General features: G+C 56.9%; 22 protein-coding genes. 10 read left to right on the forward strand and 12 right to left on the reverse strand.

Annotated elements, in window-relative coordinates; translation table 11 throughout:
• Nucleotides 1-11 precede the first annotated feature (11 nt).
• The 4 genes from DBY66_RS11030 to DBY66_RS11045 form a co-directional block, all read right to left on the reverse strand.
• On the reverse strand, nt 12-1037 hold the full coding sequence (locus DBY66_RS11030) for a LacI family DNA-binding transcriptional regulator (protein ID WP_108570078.1): 1026 nt from the start codon (nt 1035-1037) through the stop codon (nt 12-14).
• A gap of 61 nt (nt 1038-1098) precedes the next feature.
• Entirely contained in the window at nt 1099-2094 is a 996-nt protein-coding gene (locus tag DBY66_RS11035; protein WP_104085879.1) for a LacI family DNA-binding transcriptional regulator, read from the reverse strand.
• A gap of 154 nt (nt 2095-2248) precedes the next feature.
• Entirely contained in the window at nt 2249-2911 is a 663-nt protein-coding gene (locus tag DBY66_RS11040; RefSeq protein ID WP_039381558.1) for an OmpA family lipoprotein, read from the reverse strand.
• A 108-nt stretch (nt 2912-3019) separates the two neighbouring features.
• Nucleotides 3020-3580, reverse strand: a complete 561-nt coding sequence (locus tag DBY66_RS11045) for a DNA-3-methyladenine glycosylase I (protein ID WP_108570079.1) — start codon at nt 3578-3580, stop codon at nt 3020-3022.
• Between the two features lie 128 nt (nt 3581-3708).
• On the opposite strand from DBY66_RS11045, the gene DBY66_RS11050 reads away from it, so the two are divergent.
• The 4 genes from DBY66_RS11050 (at nt 3709) to DBY66_RS11065 (ending at nt 6975) form a co-directional block, all read left to right on the forward strand.
• Complete coding sequence (locus DBY66_RS11050) at nt 3709-4371, forward strand: hypothetical protein (protein WP_094111890.1); 663 nt, start codon at nt 3709-3711, stop codon at nt 4369-4371.
• 100 nt (nt 4372-4471) lie between these two features.
• Nucleotides 4472-5008 carry a primosomal protein DnaT gene (dnaT, locus tag DBY66_RS11055; RefSeq protein ID WP_039381566.1) on the forward strand — a complete coding sequence of 179 codons (537 nt, stop codon included), beginning with the start codon at nt 4472-4474 and terminating at the stop codon, nt 5006-5008.
• The gene (dnaC, locus tag DBY66_RS11060) at nt 5008-5748 is read left to right on the forward strand and encodes a DNA replication protein DnaC (protein WP_071668239.1); all 741 of its coding nucleotides are present in this window, start codon (nt 5008-5010) and stop codon (nt 5746-5748) included. Before dnaT ends, dnaC begins: the two co-directional genes overlap by 1 nt.
• A gap of 93 nt (nt 5749-5841) precedes the next feature.
• Nucleotides 5842-6975 (forward strand): ROK family protein, encoded by a 1134-nt coding sequence (locus DBY66_RS11065; RefSeq protein ID WP_071668238.1) that lies wholly within the window; start codon nt 5842-5844, stop codon nt 6973-6975.
• A 65-nt stretch (nt 6976-7040) separates the two neighbouring features.
• Here DBY66_RS11065 and DBY66_RS11070 read toward each other — a convergent pair whose 3' ends face one another.
• Both DBY66_RS11070 and DBY66_RS11075 read right to left on the reverse strand, forming a co-directional pair.
• Nucleotides 7041-8078, reverse strand: a complete 1038-nt coding sequence (locus DBY66_RS11070; RefSeq protein WP_108570080.1) for an acyltransferase — start codon at nt 8076-8078, stop codon at nt 7041-7043.
• Between the two features lie 242 nt (nt 8079-8320).
• A complete protein-coding gene (locus tag DBY66_RS11075; protein ID WP_233499583.1) occupies nt 8321-9424 on the reverse strand; it encodes an EpsG family protein in 1104 nt (367 codons plus the stop codon).
• A gap of 463 nt (nt 9425-9887) precedes the next feature.
• On the opposite strand from DBY66_RS11075, the gene DBY66_RS11080 reads away from it, so the two are divergent.
• On the forward strand, nt 9888-10631 hold the full coding sequence (locus DBY66_RS11080; RefSeq protein WP_349254539.1) for an alpha/beta hydrolase: 744 nt from the start codon (nt 9888-9890) through the stop codon (nt 10629-10631).
• Nucleotides 10632-10674: 43 nt separating this feature from the next.
• On the opposite strand, the gene DBY66_RS11085 is transcribed toward DBY66_RS11080, so the two are convergent.
• Entirely contained in the window at nt 10675-11670 is a 996-nt protein-coding gene (locus DBY66_RS11085; RefSeq protein ID WP_104085873.1) for an acyltransferase, read from the reverse strand.
• A gap of 203 nt (nt 11671-11873) precedes the next feature.
• On the opposite strand from DBY66_RS11085, the gene glyQ reads away from it, so the two are divergent.
• Both glyQ and glyS read left to right on the forward strand, forming a co-directional pair.
• Nucleotides 11874-12785: a glycine--tRNA ligase subunit alpha gene (gene glyQ / locus DBY66_RS11090; RefSeq protein WP_039381606.1), complete on the forward strand. Its 912-nt coding sequence runs from the start codon at nt 11874-11876 to the stop codon at nt 12783-12785.
• A 9-nt stretch (nt 12786-12794) separates the two neighbouring features.
• Complete coding sequence (gene glyS, locus DBY66_RS11095; protein WP_039381608.1) at nt 12795-14864, forward strand: glycine--tRNA ligase subunit beta; 2070 nt, start codon at nt 12795-12797, stop codon at nt 14862-14864.
• A gap of 57 nt (nt 14865-14921) precedes the next feature.
• Here glyS and DBY66_RS11100 read toward each other — a convergent pair whose 3' ends face one another.
• Complete coding sequence (locus DBY66_RS11100; RefSeq protein WP_071668235.1) at nt 14922-15533, reverse strand: glutathione S-transferase; 612 nt, start codon at nt 15531-15533, stop codon at nt 14922-14924.
• Nucleotides 15534-15581: 48 nt separating this feature from the next.
• Nucleotides 15582-16508 carry a formate dehydrogenase accessory protein FdhE gene (fdhE, locus tag DBY66_RS11105; protein ID WP_071668234.1) on the reverse strand — a complete coding sequence of 309 codons (927 nt, stop codon included), beginning with the start codon at nt 16506-16508 and terminating at the stop codon, nt 15582-15584.
• Nucleotides 16509-16840: 332 nt separating this feature from the next.
• Here fdhE and fdhD point away from each other — a divergent pair, with 332 nt between their 5' ends.
• From fdhD to DBY66_RS11120, 3 genes are all read left to right on the forward strand, one after another.
• Nucleotides 16841-17632, forward strand: a complete 792-nt coding sequence (gene fdhD, locus DBY66_RS11110; RefSeq protein WP_233499585.1) for a formate dehydrogenase accessory sulfurtransferase FdhD — start codon at nt 16841-16843, stop codon at nt 17630-17632.
• 149 nt (nt 17633-17781) lie between these two features.
• Nucleotides 17782-18399: a superoxide dismutase [Mn] gene (gene sodA, locus DBY66_RS11115; RefSeq protein ID WP_039381619.1), complete on the forward strand. Its 618-nt coding sequence runs from the start codon at nt 17782-17784 to the stop codon at nt 18397-18399.
• 184 nt (nt 18400-18583) lie between these two features.
• Nucleotides 18584-19546: a VirK/YbjX family protein gene (locus DBY66_RS11120; protein WP_108570084.1), complete on the forward strand. Its 963-nt coding sequence runs from the start codon at nt 18584-18586 to the stop codon at nt 19544-19546.
• Nucleotides 19547-19552: 6 nt separating this feature from the next.
• On the opposite strand, the gene DBY66_RS11125 is transcribed toward DBY66_RS11120, so the two are convergent.
• From DBY66_RS11125 to mtlD, 3 genes are all read right to left on the reverse strand, one after another.
• Nucleotides 19553-19915, reverse strand: coding sequence for a YibL family ribosome-associated protein (locus DBY66_RS11125; RefSeq protein ID WP_065647847.1), 363 nt, complete (start codon nt 19913-19915; stop codon nt 19553-19555).
• A gap of 89 nt (nt 19916-20004) precedes the next feature.
• Nucleotides 20005-20550 carry a mannitol operon repressor MtlR gene (gene mtlR / locus DBY66_RS11130; protein ID WP_175540444.1) on the reverse strand — a complete coding sequence of 182 codons (546 nt, stop codon included), beginning with the start codon at nt 20548-20550 and terminating at the stop codon, nt 20005-20007.
• Nucleotides 20551-20613: 63 nt separating this feature from the next.
• Entirely contained in the window at nt 20614-21762 is a 1149-nt protein-coding gene (mtlD, locus tag DBY66_RS11135) for a mannitol-1-phosphate 5-dehydrogenase (protein ID WP_039381626.1), read from the reverse strand.
• Nucleotides 21763-21810: the final 48 nt, after the last annotated feature.

The raw sequence follows: 21810 nt of genomic DNA on the forward strand, positions 1-21810 counted from the left end.
AGGTTCCGGTATCAGCGCAGCGGCTGGCTCGACCCGCGCACGATCAGCTCGCCGGAAAACACCTGATCCCGTATCGGTGCATCGCTGCCGTCAATACGGGTGATCACCTGCTCCAGCGCCGCATAGCCAATCTGCCAGGTGGGCTGACGCAGCGTGGTAATGCCGACGCCGGCCAGCGCCGCCCATTCCAGTTCATCAAACCCCAGCAGGCCGATATCTTTACCCCAGACCAGCTCCAGGCGCTGGAGCGCCCGTGCCACCTGCAGCGTCAGGGCACCGTTGGCAGCTACCACGGCAACGCGTCTGCCGGCATGCCGCTGATAAAAGTCCAGCAGCGCCCGATCCAGAGGTTCTGGCTGGTGCAGCGGCACTTCCGCATTCTCTGCGATGGCGTCCGGCGCGGCACCTGCGGTGTCAAAAAAGGCGCGCAGGCGTTCGCGGCGGGTATTGACGCTGCCCAGCGGCTCGCTGAGAAACAGCAGGGCGTTATAGCCATTATCCAGCAGATGACGCGTGGCGTTGCAGGCTGCTTCCTGGTTATTCAGCCCGACAACATCGCAGGCGAACTCAGGAATTTTACGGTCGATCAATACCATTGGCAGCATTGACTGCTGCAGCCGGTTGAGTACCACTTCATGCATACCGACCGCGTTAACCACGATGCCCTCAACCTGATAGCTGCTCAGCAGCTGCAGATAGTGCTGCTCCAGATCGACCTCATTGTTGGTGTTACACATCAGCAGCGTAAATCCGCGGGCGCGGCAGGCTGCTTCAATGCCGCTCAGCACATCCACGGAATAGGGATTGGTGATATCTGCAATGATCAGGCCAATTAATCGCGTACGGCCACGCTTCAGGCCGCGGGCCATCTGGCTGGGACGATAATTCAGCGCGTCAATCGCCTGCTCAATACGGGTTTTCAGATCGGGCGAAAGGAGATGTTCTTCCCCGTTCAGATAGCGGGAAACACTGGTTTTACCGGTATTTGCCGTGCGGGCAACATCGCTGATTGTGGCGCGTGGCGGCCTGGTTTTCATTGCATATTCCTGAAAAGTTAAATCAGGCGAAGACTATCACAGCACGCGCGGCGCGCCATCATCAGGCGTCAGCGGCCAGGCGCAAAACCGGCTGCCAGAGTGTCTGCAGCTCGGTGACCGGCCTGTCTGCCAGCAGCTGCAGCACCATCTCCGCCACACATTCGCCGATGCGCTGCTGAGAGATCTGCAGGATCACATTAACCGGATGGTCGATAATCGAGTCATGGGGCAGACCGTCATAGACGTAGAGCGCGATCGCACGCGCACCGGAGAGCCGCTGCTGCTGCTGGAGCGCAATGGCTGCACCCTCGCCGAGCGTGCTGCAGTCGGTAATAATGGCCTGCGGCGGCGCAGGGTGACGCAGCCAGGCGAGCGTCTGCTGCAGTCCGGCACGGCGGGTAGGCGGCAGTGCCGCAACAAATTCTGCAGGCTGTGCGGCATCCCGCAGCGTATCGAGAAAGCCGCGGCGGCGATCAAGGATATAGGTGCCCGGTTCATCGGTACCGAGCCAGGCAAGCCGCGTCAGCCCCTGCTGCAGGGCGTGCCGCGCCGCCAGCTGCGCCCCCGCGTAGTTATCGTAGTCAAACCAGGCGTAGGGCTGCGGCAGCTTGCTGCGGCCGAGGGTAAGGAAGCGAAAGCCTTTCTGCTGCAGGCGCTCCAGGCGGGCGTCGTGCGGAGTGGTATGGGTAACGATCAGCGCATCGAGTGCGCCGCTGCGCAGCATGCGCAATAAATTGCGCTGCTGATCGCGCGGTTTATCCGGCAGCAGCAGCAGGTCGATATCCTGACGCGCCAGGCACCGATCCAGCGTTAGCAGCATTTCACTGTAGTAGCTGTCGTTAAGCGAGGCGGTACTGACGGGTAATACCAGCCCGACGGCGTTTGCCCGGCCGGTTTTCAGACGGCGTGCCGCAATGTTTGGCCGATAACCGCGACGGCGTGCTTCATCCTGAATGCGTTGCCGGGTTGATTCCGCCACGTCGTCGTAGCCGTTCAGCGCGCGACTGACGGTGGTAACAGAGAGGCCAAGGGCGGCAGCGATCGCTTTGAGTGACATGGGCGTATCCGACCGGTTGAGTTTTTGTCACGCTGGTATAAGCCAGTGTAGTCTTCAGAGAGCGGGGGCAGTATATACTGTTTTCTGGAATGGTTTCCAGTTACTTCCGGAAAGGATCAGAAAACCGGCCTGCGGGTGCAGGCCGGCAGGCTGTTTAGTTCAGCGGACTGAGGGTGATCTCAACGCGACGGTTCTGCGCTTTGCCCTCTTCAGTGCTGTTGCTGGCAACCGGGTTATCCGGTCCCATGCCCTGCGTGCGCAAGCGATTCTGCGCTACGCCCTGAAGCACCAGTGCGCTGGCCACGCTTTCGGCACGCTGCTGCGACAGACGCATATTCAGCGCGCGTGAACCGGTGCTGTCGGTATAGCCGACAACGTTAACGGCGGTTTTTGGATACTCTTTCAGCACCATAGCCACGCCGCTCAGGGTGTTGGCGCCGGCCGTTTTCAGCGTTGCGCTGCTGGAGTCAAAGGTGACATTGTTTGGCATATTCAGAACAATGTTGTCGCCCTGACGGGTTACGCTGACGCCCGTACCGCGCATTTTGTCGCGCAGTTTCGCTTCCTGAACATCCATGTAATACCCCACGCCGCCGCCCAGCGCCGCACCGGATGCCGCGCCAATCAGCGCGCCCTTTTTACGATCTTTTTTAGAGGAGGAGAGCACGCCTACTCCGGCACCGACCACGGCACCCAGACCCGCACCAATTCCGGACTTACCCGCCTGCGATTCGCCGGTATAAGGATTGGTAGTACAACCCGACAGCGCAAGGCTGCCGCTTACAAACAAGGCCAGCGTCAGAGCACGCTTTTTCATCATCAGTCCCTCAATATACTTATGGGTAACACTCCCGGAAGGCCACTATTATGCCGTTCAAAGATGGGGAAATTCGTGAGGCCGAATCTGAAAATGTAAATTTTTGCGTTAAAGATTATCGGGATGGCGGAAACAGGTGGTTTGATGATCGTTAATCAGCCCGCAGGCCTGCATAAATGCGTGGCATATTGTCGGGCCGATAAATTTGAAGCCGCGCTGCTTCAGGGCCTTAGAGAGCGCCATAGCCGGTTCAGAAGTGACCGGTGCCTGCCGGTAATCGGCATAATGGTGCAAAACGGGACGATCGTTCACAAATGACCAGATAAAGCGGGAAAAATCGTCGCCTGCTGCTTCCAGCGCCAGCAGGGCGCGTGCGTTCTGCACAATCGCTTCCAGCTTGCCGCGATGGCGGATCACTCCGCTCTCCTGCATCAGACGGCTGATATCCGCTTCGTCCATTCGCGCGACGGTGGCCGGATCGAAATCATGAAACGCCCGGCGGTAATTTTCGCGCTTTTTCAGCACGGTGATCCAGGAGAGACCCGCCTGCTGCCCTTCAAGGCAGAGCATCTCAAACAGGGCGCGCCTTTCTCTTTGCGCAACCCCCCATTCACGGTCGTGATAACGCACGTAAAGCGGATCTGCGGTTACCCAGCCACATCGCTGCATGCTCTGCTCCCTGTTTCTGCTACGAACGTTCAGCGGCAAGGCTGAAAACCGGCACCAAATGAGAAGCGCGATAAGTCGGGTGAAATATACTAAGCACGCTAATTATTTTATCATTTGGTTACATTATAATGCGTGAACATATTACTCTTATTAGCCGCGAGATGGCGGCCTTTCTCATCAGTGGATTGCTTCTGGTTTTCTGTATGGCGATGGTATATATCGACGTCGCCTGGATGCACAACGCATTACACGAAACGTCATTTACTGAAATCACGCAGGCCGTGATGCTGACTCTGCTTGCTGCGCTGTTCTTCCGCGCCGCGTCGCAGCGACCTGAGCAGCGCAGCGCGCTGATTCTGGTGGGTGGATTCTACAGTTGCATGCTGATACGCGAACTCGATTATCTGTTTGATCTTATCCGGCACGGTGCCTGGCTCTGGTTTGCGCTCGCGACCACCGCCGCGTCACTGGCGCTGGCGCTGCGTACCCCGGCGCAGATCCTGCCTGGTCTCGCTGCGCTGCTGCAGCACCGCAGCTGGCAGATGATGGCCGCAGGCTTACTGGCCATACTGGTGTTTTCCCGGCTATTCGGTATGCATCAGCTCTGGCAGCAGCTGATGATGGAGGGGTATAACCGGGTCGTGAAGAATATGGCCGAAGAGGGCTGCGAACTCTTTGGTTACACTCTCTGCCTTATCGCATCGCTGCGTTATCTGTGGCAGACGCATACGGCGCAGGCGTCTCTGCCCCGCGATAGCGTCTCGCCTGTGCTGAGCCGCGCTGCACGCTGATTCCTGCCTTTTATGACGATCCCCGGTGCTAAAACAGGTACACTGTCTCTCTGGCGCCGGGTTATCTGGCGCCCCGAAATGCTCAACGTCAGGTCTCTTCATGTCCGTAAAAATCTTATCTTCAACGCTGGCCGGGCTGGACAGCTTCTGCCGCGATCCGCTTGCCGCACTGCACCAGGCCGATAACGGTACGCTGGCCGTGCTGCAGGATAACGTGCCCGCTTTTTATGCGCTGACGCCGCAGCGCCTGGCAGCGCTGCTGGCGCTGGAGGCGGCAGCCCGGCAGCCCAGCGATGTCGCGCTGGATGACACTCTTTTTCAGCCGGATAGCGCCGCGCTGGCTATCCCGGCGGGTAAGTTTGCCATGTATCAGGGCTGGCAGCCCGACAGCGACTTTCAGCGTCAGGCCGCCATATGGGGCGTGGCGCTCAGCGAGCCGGTGACGCCCGCTGAGCTGGCTACCTTTGTAGCTTACTGGCAGGCAGAAGGGCGGCCGTTTCATCATGTGCAGTGGCAGCAGAAGCTGGCGCGCAGCGTGCAGATGCATCGTGCCGGCAATGGGGGCCAGCCAAAGCGCGATATTACGCGTATCGACAATACTGATTACGATATTCCCGATGGTTTCCGAGGTGAGTAATGAAAACGCCAACCGATCTTTTCAATCGCCTGAAAAAAATCATGCCGAAAGAGGTGCAGCCAAAATTCAAAAATGGCGCTGAGCTGCTGGCGTGGAATCAGGAGCAGGGCCGTCTGCGCTCAGAAGCGATAGTGCGTGAGAACCGCGCCATGAAGATGCAGCGCATCATGGGCCGCTCCGGTATTCGCGAACTGCATATGAACTGCTCTTTTGACAACTATCGCGTAGAGAATGACGGGCAGCGCAAAGCGCTGGCGCTGGCGCGCGAGTACGCGGCCGGATTTGAGAACAGTATTGCCAGCTTTGTGTTTACCGGCCGTCCCGGCACCGGAAAGAATCATCTGGCGGCGGCGATCGGGAATGATCTGATCATTCGCGGCAGGAGCGTCCTGATTGTGACGGTGGCCGATTTGATGTCCAGCATGAAGGGTACGTTCAGCGGCGGCAGCGATATCACGGAAGAGCGGCTGCTGCAGGATCTTACGCAGGTTGATCTGCTGGTGATCGATGAGATCGGCATGCAGAGTGAATCGCGCTACGAAAAAGTGATTATTAATCAGATTGTCGATCGGCGCTCCTCTTCAAAACGCCCTACCGGCATGCTCTCTAATCTTGACCCGGCAGGAATGAACAGCCTGCTGGGCGAGCGCGTAATGGACCGGATGCGGCTGGGAAACAGCCTGTGGGTGCGCTTCGACTGGGAGAGCTACCGCAGCCGCGTGCGCGGTGATGAATATTGATAGCTGAAACGGGTAAACTGCGCGGCCGCCTGCGCGCCCGGGTGATGCCGGGCTGCTAAACTGAACCGTATCTCATCCTCAGGTGAAGGCGCCATGAAAGCAGCCGGTAAAGGACCAGCGGTACTTCGACTGAATAATCTGAAGCGGGTCATGGCGCAGCTGCGCTCCGCCCGCATCACCTCCCGTCAGGACATCGCCCGGGCGCTGGATCTGAGCAAAAACACGGTTTCACTGATTATCGACGACCTGCTGGCGCAGGGGCTGGTGCGCGAGCTGGGGCCGGTCAGCGTGACGGCGGCAGGACGGCCCAAAATTGAGATCGCCCTGCGGCCGGAAAAACTGAAAAGCGCTGGCATCATGGTAGCGCGACAGACGATCCACTGGCAGGTACGCGACTACTTCTCACAGGTTATTGCGGAACAGACGTGGCGCACCGAAACGGCCGCCCCGGAGCGGCTGCTGCAGGAGCTGGCTGAAGTGTGTCAGACATTATGCGCCGCGCATCCGGAGCTGACAGGGATTGCGATTGGTCTGCCGGGCATTATCGATTCACAGCGCGGCTTTGTGCACTTCTCTGCGCCGCTTGGCTGGGAGAACGTGGCGGTGCTGGCACCGCTGCAACGCTGCGTCAGCCTGCCGCTGCTGGTGCTCAACAACGTCAAGGCAGCCGCGCTGCTCTCTGTACAGCAGCTGCAGCTCAGTAAGGCGCAGAGCCATTTTTATCTGCGTATTGCGGAGGGCGTGGGCGGCGCGCTGATCGATCGCGGCGCGCTGTTTACCGGCAGCAGCTGGACCGCCGGTGAAATCGGCCATCTGCGGATGCAGCGCGAGGGGCAGCTTTGCAGCTGCGGCCGCCGGGGGTGCCTGGAGACGCTGATCGGTCAGCCCGCCATTCAGCAGCAGCTGAGCAAACGCAAGCCGGGCCTGCGCTGGCAGCAGGGTGAGAGTGAACCTTCACTGTTTAATCCGCTGATGAGCGAAGCGGGCGAGCATCTTGGTTTTGCGCTGAGTCAGGTCATGCAGCTGGTTAACCCGGCCTGTATCATTATTGACGCGCCGTGGAACAGCTCAGCGGTTTTCAGGGAGGCGGTACAGCAGACGATGCAGGCCAGTACGCTGGCGTTCACCCACGCGCATACGACGCTGCATTTTCTGGCGCAGCGCCTTGAGCCGGCCCAGGGTCTGGCTCTGGCGGTTATTGCGCAGTATGAGCAGGCAGATTATTAACGCCGTGCACCCTTCTTTTTACCTCATCGCAGGTCAGGCCACCCGCAGGTGGCCTGCTGGCTGATTCAGTCGCGGGCAGCAGCCGGTGGTACGATGGAAGGCGGTGTATGATGCGCCCGTTTCAGGAAGCGGCTCTCCAGCAGGGTCCATGAGGTCCACGCCAGCGCCAGAGTGATGACGATAGTCAGCAGCAGGCCAGCAAAGGCGTTGGCGCTGAACACGCCGAAGTGCTGCAGTACCTGAATAATCGGCCAGTGATAAAGGTACATGCCATAAGAAAGATCGCCAAACTGGCTGATTTTTATCTCACGACACAGGCTGGTACAGCAGAAAATCACCACTGAAGAGAACGCGACCGGCTCAATAAGAAACGCATACTCGCTGCGTTTGCACAGCAGCCATGCCGCCATCGACACCAGCGTAATCAGCTTCAGCCGATCAAAAGCGGGCTTGTGTATCGCCAGCAGGCTGCCAAAGAAAAAGTACGAGGAGAGGGCGACAAACTGCTTCGCCAGCGTATCGGCTTTGGGGCCGCTATAGACAGAGGTGAAATAGAAGAACCAGGCGCAGGAGATGATGAAAATGGCGCCCCAGATTTTCAGCGGATTACGCTTCATCAGCGGAACGATAAACGGTAACAGCACATAGAGCGTCAGTTCCGCTTTGATCGTCCAGAGTGAGCCATCCATCGGCTGGTTTGGATTATCGGTAAACACACCCGGCAGTGAAGCCTGAATAAAATTCAGAAAGGTAAAGTTTGCCACCAGGTACTTAATAGTTTCACGATGTTTCAGAAAATCCATTAGCGGCAATGTCGTCAGACACAGGCCAATGGTAAAACACATCAAAATCACAAATATATAAGCGGGCAGGATGCGCTGGGCGCGCTTAATAAAATAAGAGTTCAGCGAGCGGCTTCTTAAGTAACTTTTTGCAATAAGAAATCCGCTTATTGCAAAAAATCCTTTCACAGCAAAATCGCTATTCAGATAATGTGCAAGGAAACGAATATCGGCATTTCTGGTGACTTCAGCTGAGTGTACCAGCAAAACGATAAAGGCGAGCGAAAGCCTGACAATATCAAAATTATTTTTTTCGTTCATATCAGCATTCTTTTTAATGGGATAACCACGCGCTGTAATAATAATTAAAGCGCCTGTATCGGATGGTGTTCTGATTAAAAGCGTTAAGCTCTGCCGCGGCAGATGTAAACTATTAGAGTTTTAAACGATAGAAAAATCAAGCGATGCATAAGCGCGGCGTAATATTCAGAATTTCCCTGGTATGGTGGAAAAAAGAGGTTATAAATAAAAAACGCTAACCAGTTGGTTAGCGTTTTTAACAATTAACGGAACAGCTGGAAGCTGCGCGACACCTCGTAGCCGACGATCGATTGCTTACTGGCCATGGTGTTATAGTAGAGATAGTAGAGCACCATCAGCACGGTTATCGCTACGGCGATGACCTTTCTCAGCTTTTTGGTTTCCCAGATACAGAGTGAAATCAGCACCGGTTCAACCTGCAGCAGGTAGTTTGCCAGGCGGCCGCCAGAGGCGTAGTCCTGCAGCGCCATACGCAGGCCACTGCCGATGGCAAACGTAATCGCCAGAATATAGTAAGTGTTAAATTTTGCCGGGTCAGCGTTTCTGATTTTATCGCTCAGCAGCATGTAGCTGAAGATAAAGACAAAGCCAATGTTCTTCAGGTTTGAGAGCGTGAGAATACCCTGCTCCTGACGCGACTCTGCATCGGCATAGCCCATGGCCCTGTCGCCCAGAGAACCCAGATGGCTGGAAAGCGCGGAGATCAGTGCCGAGCTGCCCATAAAGGCCAGCGGCAGGCTGATAACGACGATCGCAATCGGCACATATTTGTTTTTGCGGATAATCATCGCCATCGGAATAAGCAGCGCGACAATGGCCGTGGCGTGGCAGAAAAACGACAGCAGAAACGTGGTTACCATACCCGATTTACTGCGACGCGACATATGCCAGACAAAGCCGAGCAGAAACGCCGAGCAGAGACCAAAGCGGATTTGGTTCATATCTTTGTTGATAAACAGGTGCGCCGAGTAGACGGCCAGCGCGACCAGCGGCAGCGGCGTCAGCTTGCGGAAGTAGTGCGCGTTAACGCATACCGCGATGAAGGCGATAACAAAGATAAAGATGTCAGCATTGGCCGTAAAAATGCGCGTTGCACCGGCAATCGCATAAATAGCAGGCTCATAGCGAAACTCGACCACGGCGCGCCAGAAGCCCTCGATAATAATTTTATCGAGAAACTGTGCATAGAAGTCGCGATACTGGAAGTCATCAAGGCCGGTTCCCAGGCCACGGATGCCGCCAAAAGTAAAAAGTACTACAACAGCAATAAAATAAAGCCACGTCCTGATATGTGCTGTGTTTTCATTTTTACTTAACATGATTTCGACAATTGCGACAAAAGTCATGCTAAGACTTATGATCCAGTAAATTCCCATGGTCACAGATTCTTATAGTTTAAAATGCACTTATAACATAGGGCTATGTTTTGGTAAACATGAGAAAAGTCTAATTTTTCCTGGCCCGGTATTTTATCAGATTACTGCCGGGATTATTATTCATCCGCTTTCTGCTATTTTCAAATTCTGCTGCTGATATTTTTCCTTTTCAGAGAGTTGCCGATCCGCAGAGGTAAAGAAAAGGCCGAGGCTAAAGTGCGTTTGTAACTGTTTTTATTAATAATATGGAGCCAGAAGAATGATCCTTTTTCGCCTGATAAGCGCGTTTTTACTGCTTTATCTTCCGCTGGCCTTTGCCTCTAAGGAAATTCCTATCTGGCCGGGCGAAAACATAACACAGAATAAATTTATTAATTTCAGTAAAAATCCTGCTGATAATAATCGTGCCGTTACGCAGGTTAATTCGCCGGAAATGATTTATGTAGCGCCTGCGGGAAAAAATAATCACACAGCCGTGCTTATCATTCCGGGTGGGGGATTTTCTTATATTATGAAAGATCTTGAGGGGCTTAATATCGCCACGCTGTTAAGTCGTCAGGGTTATACGTCCTTCGTTCTTCTTTATCGTATGCCGCATGACGGCACCACACAGAATCGCCAGGCGGCCTTTGCGGATGCGCAGCGGGCACTTCGGCTTATCCGGGCTAATGCCCCGCAATACCATATTGCTGCCGATCATATTGGCGTGATGGGTTTTTCTGCAGGGGCTTATCTGGCCGCGAATCTCAGTAACGATCCGGAGGCTGATAACTATCCGGCACAGGATGCGCAGGACAGCGTCTCAGCCCGTCCCGACTTCACTGCCCTTATCTATCCGGTACTGTCGCTTAAGGATGGCGTAACACATCCGGGCACGCGCGCCGCCATGTACGGCAAAAACATCAGCCCGCAGACCCTTCTGCAGCAGTCGCAGGAAGCGCGCGTCAGCGATCGTACGCCGCCGACGTTTCTCGTTCACGCGCTGAATGACGGTACGGCTTCAGCGCAGAATACGCTGCTGATGTTTGCCGCGCTGCGCGAGCATAAAGTGAAAACAGAAATGCACCTGTTCCAGCAGGGCGGGCACGGTTTCGGGACCGGACAAAAACTAAAGCTGCCGGTCAGAAACTGGCTGACGCTGTTTCATGACTGGCAGAGCACGCTGACTGACCGGTAAAAGCCAGAATGCGCGATGAACTCTGGCGAGCCGGTCAGCGCTTTCAGCTGACCAGCTGTCGCGTATCGATGCGCTTCAGCACCTTTGCCAGCAGCAGGCTGCCCAGCAGCGTGACGCCAAACACCCACGGCAAATCGAGCCAGGGGCGTGACATATCGTCATAGTGGTGAGTACGCAGATAGTGAATAAACAGCGCGTGAAAACCATATACCGGCAGCGAATAGCGAGAAATGGTCGCCAGCAGCGGCAGCGGCCGCTGGTTCAGGCTGTTTTTAAACAGAACCAGCAGGCTGATGGCCGCGATAAAGACCAGCGGCCCGCAGTAGAGATACCAGGTGTCGTTGAAGGCGCCGTTGATTTGCAGCAGCTGCTTTGTACCGAGTGCAATACCCAGCACGCAGGCGATAAAAACGCCTCCCGCCAGCCAGCCGATCCGGCGGCCGCCCGTCTCCATACAGCCGATAGCGCGTCCGAGCAGGGCGTACAACAGGTAGTAGATGCTGTCGCCACTGACATAGAGATTGACCGGCAGCCAGCGAAAGGATCCCACTGACTGGCTGACCGTATTCGGGTTTGCCACCACCGCCAGCACCACCACCAGCAGCACCACATAGCGTTTTTGTACCGTTTTGACCTGTATCAGCGGCGAAAGCAGGTAGATACCGATAATCGCAAAGAAGAACCACAGATGATAAAACACCGGCTTCTGCAGCAGCTTCATGATGGATCGACCTTCGCTGATCGGTGTCAGCCAGGTGATATACGCCAGCGCGACCGCGCTGTAGAACAGCAGGCAAAGCACAATGCGTATCAGATGTCGCGCCTGCGCGCTGCGCTCGCCAAAAAACAGGTAGCCTGAGATCATAAAGAACAGCGGCACGCAGACGCGGGAGGCGGCGTTCATCAGGTTGGCCACATCCCAGGTTATGCCGGTGACCGCCATCGGTCCGGTGATATACCAGGTCGTGGTATGGATCACGATCACCATCAGGCAGGCGACCGCACGTAAGTTGTCGATCCAGCTAATTTTTTGCGGCATGTGATCCTCGCGTACAGATGGTGCGAGGAAGGGTAGCCGCTGTGCCGCCACTCAACAACATCTGCCGCCGTAATTCAGAGCCCTCTGTGCGGCAAAAGCGCGCGCGACCCGCACAGCCTCAGGATTTCCGGCTGCACATTGCCCGGTCAAAGGGTATACTGTCGAACTCTTTTTAATTCACCCGTATCCCGTGCGAATTCAACATGCAAAAGTTTGATACCAAGACCTTTCAGGGCCTGATCCTGACCTTGCAGGATTACTGGGCGCGCCAGGGCTGCACCATTGTCCAGCCGCTGGACATGGAAGTGGGCGCCGGCACCTCACACCCGATGACCTGCCTGCGCGCTATTGGCCCGGAGCCGATGGCCAGCGCCTACGTGCAGCCTTCACGTCGTCCGACCGACGGACGCTATGGTGAAAACCCCAATCGTCTGCAGCACTACTATCAGTTCCAGGTGGTGATCAAGCCTAACCCGGACAATCTTCAGGAGCTCTACCTCGGCTCGCTGAAAGAGCTGGGTATCGATCCCACTATCCACGATATTCGTTTCGTAGAAGATAACTGGGAAAACCCGACGCTGGGCGCCTGGGGCCTTGGCTGGGAAGTGTGGCTCAACGGTATGGAAGTGACGCAGTTCACCTACTTCCAGCAGGTTGGCGGCCTTGAGTGCAAGCCGGTCACGGGTGAGATCACCTATGGCCTGGAGCGTCTGGCGATGTATATCCAGGGCGTGGACAGCGTCTACGATCTGACCTGGAGCGACGGTGCATTTGGCAAAACCACCTACGGCGATGTGTTTCATCAGAACGAAGTAGAGCAGTCGACCTATAACTTCGAATATGCCGACGTCGGTTTCCTGTTCAGCTGTTTTGAGCAGTATGAGAAAGAGGCGCAGCAGCTGCTGGCGCTGGAGAAGCCGCTGCCGCTGCCAGCCTATGAACGCATTCTGAAAGCGGCCCACAGCTTTAACCTGCTCGACGCGCGCAAGGCGATCTCCGTTACCGAACGCCAGCGCTATATTCTGCGTATTCGCACCCTGACGAAAGCCGTGGCGGAAGCCTACTATGCGTCACGCGAGGCGCTGGGTTTCCCGATGTGCAACCGTAATAAGTAAGAGGCAGCCATGACCGATAAAACTTTCCTGGTGGAAATTGGCACTGAAGAGTTGCCTCCGAAAGCCCTGCGCAGCCTGGCGGAAGCTTTTGCTGCACACTTTACTGCCGAGCTGGACAGCGCTGGCCTGACGCACGGCGAAGTCAGCTGGTTTGCTGCTCCGCGCCGTCTGGCGCTGAAAGTCGCAGCGCTGGCGGCGGCGCAGCCCGATCGCGAGATTGAGAAGCGCGGCCCCGCCGTCGCGGCTGCGTTTGACGCAGCGGGTAATCCGACGAAAGCAGCTGAAGGCTGGGCACGCGGCAACGGCATCACGGTCGATCAGGCTGAGCGCCTGAGCACAGATAAAGGCGAATGGCTGGTGCATCGCGCCGCGGTGAAGGGCGAGCAGGCCAGCGCGCTGCTGCCGGCAATGGTCACTACCGCACTGAGCAAGCTGCCGATTCCAAAACTGATGCGCTGGGGCGCCAGCGATGTCCAGTTCGTGCGCCCGGTGCATACCGTGACGCTGCTGCTGGGAGAGGAGCTGATCCCGGCCACTATCCTGGGCGTACAGTCAGCGCGCACCATTCGCGGCCACCGCTTTATGGGCGAGCCGGAGTTTACGCTGGAGCACGCCGATCACTATCCGCAGCAGCTGCTGGCGCGCGGTAAGGTAATGGCTGATTACGCTGAGCGTAAAGCAAAAATCAAGGCGGATGCGGAAGCGGCTGCACAGCAGCTGGGCGGCGTCGCCGATCTCAGCGACAGCCTGCTGGAAGAGGTTGCTTCGCTGGTGGAGTGGCCGGTGGTGCTGACCGCAACGTTTGAAGAGAAGTTCCTGGCAGTACCGGCGGAAGCGCTGGTCTATACCATGAAAGGCGATCAGAAATATTTCCCGGTCTACAGCCCGGAAGGAAAACTGCTGCCGAACTTCATCTTCGTTACCAACATCGAGTCAGGCGATCCGCAGCAGATCGTGGCCGGTAATGAAAAAGTTGTGCGTCCCCGTCTGGCGGATGCGGAGTTCTTCTTTAACAGCGATCGTAAAAAGCGTCTGGAAGATAATCTGCCGCGTCTGGAGACGGTGCTGTTCCAGAAAGAGCTGGGCACGCTGCGTGATAAGACCGACCGCATTCAGGCGCTGGCAGGCTGGATCGCCGCGCAGATTGGTGCAGATGTCAATCACGCGACCCGCGCCGGCCTGCTCTCCAAGTGCGACCTGATGACCAACATGGTGTTTGAATTTACCGACACCCAGGGCGTCATGGGTATGCACTACGCCCGTCATGACGGGGAAGCGGAAGATGTGGCGGTAGCGCTCAATGAGCAGTATCAGCCGCGCTTTGCTGGCGATGCGCTGCCTTCTAACCCGGTGGCCTGTGCCGTCGCGATTGCAGATAAAATGGATACGCTGGCGGGCATTTTTGGTATCGGTCAGCATCCGAAAGGCGACAAAGATCCCTTTGCACTGCGCCGCGCCGCGCTGGGCGTACTGCGTATTATCGTCGAGAAGAATCTGCCGCTCGATCTGCAGAGTCTGACCGAAGAGGCCGTGCGCCTCTACGGCAGCAAGCTGAGCAACGCGAAAGTGGTTGATGAGGTGATCGACTTCATGCTGGGTCGCTTCCGTACCTGGTATCAGGAAGAGGGTCACAGCGTTGATACCATTCAGGCGGTACTGGCGCGTCGTCCTACCCGTCCGGCAGATTTCGATGCGCGCATGAAAGCGGTATCGCATTTCCGCACGCTGGAGGCAGCCTCAGCGCTGGCAGCGGCCAACAAGCGCGTGTCGAACATTCTGGCAAAAGCCAGCGATCCGCTGAACGACAGCGTGCAGGCATCGCTGCTGAAAGAGAACGCGGAGATCCAGCTGGCGACTTTCGTCACCGCGCTGAGCGACAAGCTGCAGCCCTGGTTTACTGAAGGCCGCTATCAGGATGCGCTGGTGGAGCTGGCACAGCTGCGTGAAGCGGTAGATAACTTCTTCGACAACGTTATGGTTAACGCAGAAGATGATGCCGTGCGCGTGAATCGTCTGACGCTGCTGGCACAGCTGCGTCAGCTGTTCCTGCAGGTGGCAGATATTTCCCTGCTGCAGTAAACGGCAGCAGGATGCGGTAGCGAAAGGGACGAGCAATCGTCCCTTTTTTATTGCCGTCTAACCTGCCGGCGGCACGGTACGCGCGAAGCTCTCGCGCTGAAACAGGGTTTCCGCCAGTTTGACCAGCGCCGGGCGGTTTACACACCAGTTCGGCAGCACGCGACGGAAATTCAGATAGCCAATCATGCAGCCGGTCGCAATATCCGCCAGATTCAGTGTGCCGGTGTTGATCAACTCCGCTTTCGCCGCGGCCGCCTCCAGCGCATCCAGACCGCGCTGGATTTTTTCGCGGTTGCGCAGCAGCACCTCTTCAGACTGCTGCGCGCCAGGCCGCATCTGTTCCCGCACAATGGTCACCGCCGCGTCGTTAATACCATCAGCCAGCTTTGCCAGCTGGCGTACCTGCAGCGCGCGCAGCGCATCATCAGGCAGCAGGGCGGGTGCTTCATCACGCAGCTCAATAACCTGAGCAATGACAGAAGAGTCGTACCAGGTTAATCCGCGCTCGTCGATCAGAGCCGGTACTTTTCCCAGCGGATTATAGTGGGGCACCTGGCTATCTTCCGCCCAGGGTGTATGGTTTATAAACTCAAACACGATGCCCTTTTCCAGCAGAATAACTGAAATTTTGCGCACGAACGGGCTGGTATAACTGCCTATCAGTTTCATCAAAGCCTCCGTATAAAACGCGGTACGTAGCGGTAACGCCCGGGCCAGCTATTCGCCGGGAAACATAAATGGATTCAGGCTACTGCGGGCAAACCCTTCCTGCTCCATGCGCGCATCCAGCACCAGCGACGCCAGGTCGTCGGCAACAGGCTCTACCGCCGGATCCCGCTCCTGGCAGAGCAGTTTCATATAGGTGCCGCAGTCGCCGCAGCTCTCTGCATGAACGGCTGCCTGGTGATTATCGAGCGACCAGAGGTGCAGATCGCGCGTCTGCTCACAGTTGCAGCATCGGTCACTGGCGACGTGCCACTCACTTTCGCACAGGTTGCAGTGCAGATAGCGTAATCCCTCCTGCGCCACATCCATATGCACCAGGCCGGTAACCGGAACGCTGCCGCAGACCGGGCAGAACTGCCGGTGATCGCCCTGTTCCGTCCGCACCTTGCCGGGTATCATAGCGGCCATCTGCGCCCAGTACAGCGACAGTGCAGCCCAGACAAAAGGCGACTTATCGCTGCTGACCCGGCTAAATTCCCCGGCCAGCAGCGCGCCGGCAAGCGTCTCCAGCTCGCTGGCGGACGATTTTTCCAGGTTCTCCAGCACCGCCAGCGCCTGGCCACTCATCTCCGGTTTGAGTTCTGCAATCAGTGAATGCAGCAGCTGCTGCCAGTGACGATCGCGCGGATAGTGGCGAATATCAAGCGGCGGCTCATTGCGCTGCGCGCTTTCTGCAAGGCGCGGACGCAGATCGAGCCGCAGCGGATGGTCATACAGCACAATCTCCTGCGCCTGAGCGATCACTGCAGCAAAGCGCAGATAGTCACCCAGCGGATTTTTTGCCGCCAGATGGCGCAGGCGTGCAGCGCGACGGCTATAGAGATTTTTCAGCCGGGGAAACAGCAGCGGCGGGATCTGTTCCGCGGTCTGCGGTTCGCGTGTTTCCGGCTGATTCTGCGGAATAATGCGAATACTCATCAGGGAACACCTCTATTTTCTGGCGATAACGCTGCCAACAATGAAAGCAGCACGACTACGCTGATGATAGCAGCCTGACGCTCAGGCGGCTGGCTGACGGACGATTAACTGCCGGTGACGGCAGCCGGAGGGAGGGACGATTCTGTGACCGCCGCGGGCCGCGCAGCCAGAGTGCCAGCACATAAGTTGAAGAAAAATTTTTGGCCGACGTTCATGCTCAGCATCTGAACCGGCAGCCGGTATAGCGTACAGGCCGTGAGGCCCGCCGCTTTTGATGAGTGCAATAAGAGACAGATAACGTGACAGCAAAACAGCAGGCAGGTGAGCAACCTGTGAAAACGATCGCTGGCGTAAGCCAGGCTGAAGTGTGGCAGCGCCGGACACCGGAAACGGCCGAAACTGACTGGCTGGCACAGGAGGTGCCGGTAGCGCTGGTCTATAACGGCATCTCGCATGTGGTCATGATGGCGACGCCTGACAACCTTGAGGCGTTTGCGCTGGGTTTCTCGCTTTCAGAAGGGATTATTGAACAACCGGCTGAGATCTATGGCATCGATGTGGTGCCGGGCTGCAACGGCATTGAAGTACAGATTGAGCTCGCCAGCCGCCGGTTTATGGCGTTAAAAGCGCAGCGCCGGGCGATGGCGGGGCGAACCGGCTGCGGCGTCTGCGGCGTTGAGCAGCTGGATCAGATTGGTAAGCCGCTGAAGCCGCTGCCTTTTACCCAGACGTTTGACCTGGCTCAGCTGGACAGCGGGCTGGCGCGGCTGCGTGACTATCAGCCGGTGGGCAATCTTACCGGCTGTACGCACGCGGCGGCATGGCTCTCACCCGAGGGATTGCTGCCGGGCGGCTGTGAAGATGTCGGGCGGCACGTTGCGCTGGATAAGCTGCTGGGGCTGCGCAGTCAGCAGGGATGGCAGCAGGGCGCAGTACTGGTTTCCAGCCGCGCCAGCTATGAGATGGTGCAGAAGTCCGCCATGTGCGGCGTGGAGATCCTGTTTGCGGTCTCGGCCGCCACCCAGCTGGCGGTAGAGGTTGCGCAGCGCAGTAATCTGACGCTGATAGGCTTCAGTAAGCCAGGGCGGGCAACGATCTATACCCACCCGCAGCGGCTGCGCTAGCCGGTTCAGGCCGCTGAACCGCAAATCCTTATCATTTCTACGGCATTGATAACCCTTTTATGGATCATGATTTTAACTATAATGATCCCACTGCTTACGCGGCACACTGGTAAGGTGATGCTGCAAAACATTAAATGGAGAGGAAGAACATGAGTTATTCACTGCCATCCCTGCCGTACGCCTACGACGCACTGGAACCGCACTTCGACAAGCAGACGATGGAAATCCATCACACCAAACACCACCAGACCTACGTAAACAACGCTAACGCAGCGCTGGAAGGTACCGAATTCGCCGATCTGCCGGTTGATGAGCTGATTACCAAACTGGATCAGCTGCCAGCAGACAAAAAAGGCCCGCTGCGTAACAACGCTGGCGGCCACGCTAACCATAGCCTGTTCTGGAAAGGCCTGAAAACCGGCACCACGCTGCAGGGCGACCTGAAAGCGGCGATCGAAAAAGATTTCGGTAGCGTTGAGAAATTCCAGGAAGAGTTTGAAAAAGCAGCAGCTACCCGTTTTGGCTCTGGCTGGGCGTGGCTGGTGAAAAAAGGCGACAAACTGGCTGTGGTTTCAACCGCTAACCAGGATAACCCGCTGATGGGTGACGCGATCGCCGGTGCGTCTGGCTTCCCAATCATTGGTCTGGATGTGTGGGAGCACGCTTACTATCTGAAGTATCAGAACAAGCGCCCTGACTACATCAAAGCGTTCTGGAACGTAGTGAACTGGGACGAAGCAGCAGCGCGTTTTGCTTCAGCAAAATAATCAGCGCTTATTTCTGCGTAAAAAACCGGTGCGATGTCGCCGGTTTTTTTTATCTGCGTCACGGCAATCTAAACCCCGGCTAAACAGCAAACCGTTTAGTGCCGGCGGGGTGGGGTCATTAACGAATCGTTGAAGCGGCTGTGCTTAACATTGCAGCAGGTTTTTTCGAGACGTTAAGCTCCTTATGACAACAATTACCCACACTGAATCGGTCGATCTCTCTTCTTCAGCGCTGTTTTTTCCGCTGATCAGCGGCAAACTTCGACCTGATAATCTCTGGCACAGCGGCCGCTTTCGTACCAAGTTTGCGTTGCGAACGGCGCTCTATCCGTTTACCACGCTGACCTATCTGCAGCAGCTGGCGCAGCTGCCCTTTTTGCCACAGCTGATGGCCAGCCAGGGTCTGCTGCCCGCTAAACCGCATCGTCCCTATCTCTGTTCGCGGTTTAGCGTGGCGCAGCGCGCACGCGCTATCGTGCAGCACTACCAGCATGTTGCACAGCTTGATAATCCCGCCCTGCGTCAGCTAATGCTGAATCCGGCCGGGACGCCTGTTGCACAGCTCAGCGGCAAAAATGAAGAGCAGTTTACGATTGCCTGCAGCTCCGGCTATTACGATCGCGAAGGTGAGCTGACGCTGACGTTGCACTATCAAAGTATGCTGCTGGCCTCCCTCTCATTCTCGCTGATTGGCGGGCCGCAGCGGTGTACGCTGTTTATTGGCGGACTGCAGGGGCCGCGCAAGCATATTCCGTCGGAGGCGATCCGCGAAGCGACCAAAGCTGCGCACGGTCTGTTTCCCAAGCGCGTGCTGATGGAAGCACTGTTTCTGCTGGCGGAGGCGTGTGGAGCAGAAGCGATAGCCGCCGTCGGCGACACCACGCATGTGTTTCGCAGCCTGCGCTATCGACACAGTAAAGGGGATAAGTTTTTTGCCAGCTACAGTGAGTTCTGGCTGTCGCTGGGCGGCGAGGAGCGGGCCGACGGCTGCTTTACGCTGCCGCTGCAGATGGAGCGCAAAGCGCTGGAGGAGATAGCCAGTAAAAAGCGCGCCGAATATCGCCGGCGCTACACGCTGCTCGACAGCCTGAAAGAGCAGGTTCAGCAGGCCGCCGGCTGCGCTCACCGCGCAGACCGTGCAGCCTGAACAGCCTCAGAACGGCTGTTTTGCGTAGCCGGTCATGACTTTCAGACCCATTTCTCGTCCCAGCGCGGTCATCGGATGCACCACAACCAGGCCGCGCACGCTTTTCTTCAGCGCACCCATGTTGGCCTGCTCTTTTTTCGTGATTTCACGGCTGAACGGCAGCTGCTGCAGCTGCTGCGCCTCTTTGCTCAGCTTTTCATCACGTACGCCGCGCAGACGTTCAATCTCCTGCACCAGCGTCTCTTTCTCTTTCAGCAGCGCACCCAGCTTTTCAGCGTCACCCGCTTCCAGCAGCTGGGGTTCTTTGCGGTTCAGTGCGTCCAGCTGATCGCTGAGGCGTTTGATCTCGGCTTTGACTTGTTCTTTCATTGGAAAAACTCATTAAGGAAAACAGGGAAAGGATACATTAATTTAGGCCGGGCGGGCAGTACGACTGTTCGATGTACCGCTGCCTGAGGTCAGACAGCGGGCTTTTTGAATGCCTGTTTGTGCGAAATACGGGAAATAAGTTCGGTCAAAGAGAGCACCATGGTGGATCGCACCATCTGCAGATAACGCTGCTGCTGCATAATGCGCAGCGCCTCATCATCGCGGGTGAAGTCGGGCTGTGGCGGCCAGGCGACCACGCAGTGCAGCTCACTGAACGGACCCAGCACCTCGTCATCAGTAAAGCGATAGTCGCTGGCGTCGTGGTTCAGCTCTTCGCGCAGCGTCAGCAGCAGTTCGCAATCCTCATACTCCTGCCGCGTAATCACGCCCAGTCCGTAAACAAGCTTAAGACGTACCGACAGCTCGCCCAGCGGCCCGTCTCCCAGCAGCAGTGGTTCGACGGCGTACCTTACCGCATAATCATCTTTGCGAAAAACCTGCAGCACCAGCAGATTAACCGCTTCTGCCAGCAGTTCAACCGCAGCAATCAGAAAGCTTCTCACCGAACGACCGGCGTTCAGGCGCTCAAGCACCTGGTTTTCAAAAGCCTGCTTCTCTTCCATCATTGCCTGCATCGTTCAGCTACCGTCTGCGGGCGCAACCCTGTTGCGCCCGGTTTGCTCACCCGGGGGCGCGCATTATGCCATAGCGCTGTAAGCGCTCACCACAGCCTCTACTGCCTGACTCTCCGGCTCCAGGCCGGAAATTTTTACCAGCGTCTCTGCAACGCCCTGTTCCGCGATCAGCGTGGCCAGCTCCTGCGCCTGCGGATCGGCATCGCTGCGGTAGTGCATCGCGGCTGCGATCCCCTGCACCAGATTATCGTGCGGCAGCTGGTACTCCAGCGTGCCGAGCAGCGGTTTAATCAGGCGATCGCCTGCGCTCAGCTTGCGCAGCGGCTGGCGGCCTACGCGCTCGACGTCATCTTTCAGGTAAGGGTTCTCAAAGCGGGTAAGGATTTTGCTGATGTAAGCCGCATGTTTCTCTGCATCAAAATCGTAGCGCCTGATCAGAACGGCGCCGCTCTCCTGCATGGCCCCCTCAACCACGGCGCGAATGCGGCTATCCAGGATCGCATCGCGAATGGTTACATGACCCGCCAGTTTGCCCAGATAAGCGGTAATAGCGTGGCCGGTATTAAGGGTAAAGAGCTTGCGTTCAACAAACGCCATCAGATTGTCGGTCAGTTCCATGCCAGGGATCGCCGGCAGCGCCCCTTTAAACTGCGTTTTATCAACAATCCATTCGCTGAAGGTCTCAACGGTCACTTCCAGCGGATCGCTGCTGCCCGCTTCAGAAGGCGGGACAATACGATCCACGGCGGAATCGACAAAGCCGACGTGCGCTTCTGCCCAGGCGTGATGCTGCGCCGGCAGCGCCTTCAGCACATGCTGCTTCAGCTGACTGGTGCCGCGCACCATATTTTCGCAGGCGATGATGTTAAGCGGTGCCGTATTACCCCGATCGTGACGGGCGATCAGACCCTGCGCCACGCTGCCGGCAATACGTTCGAGGATCTGCGGTCCGACGGCAGTCGTGACCAGATCGACTTCAGCGATCAGCGCAATGATGTCATCGCTGGTGCTGTTAACGGCGCTGACGCCGGTGACCGTCTCCGTTTTTGCCTGTTCGCCAACAACATGAACCGGATAGGTGTGACGGGCGTTAAGGGCATCCAGCACAACCTGATTGACGTCAGCAAAGACCAGCTCGATGCCGGCATCGGCCAGCAGCTTGCCGATAAATCCGCGACCAATATTGCCTGCTCCAAAATGTAACGCTTTCATAAAATTGACCCATCTCAAATAGCGAAAGGGCGGGCATTTCCGCCCCGG

The organism is Pantoea sp. RIT413, assembly GCF_003057675.2.
Taxonomy (GTDB): domain Bacteria; phylum Pseudomonadota; class Gammaproteobacteria; order Enterobacterales; family Enterobacteriaceae; genus Pantoea; species Pantoea eucrina.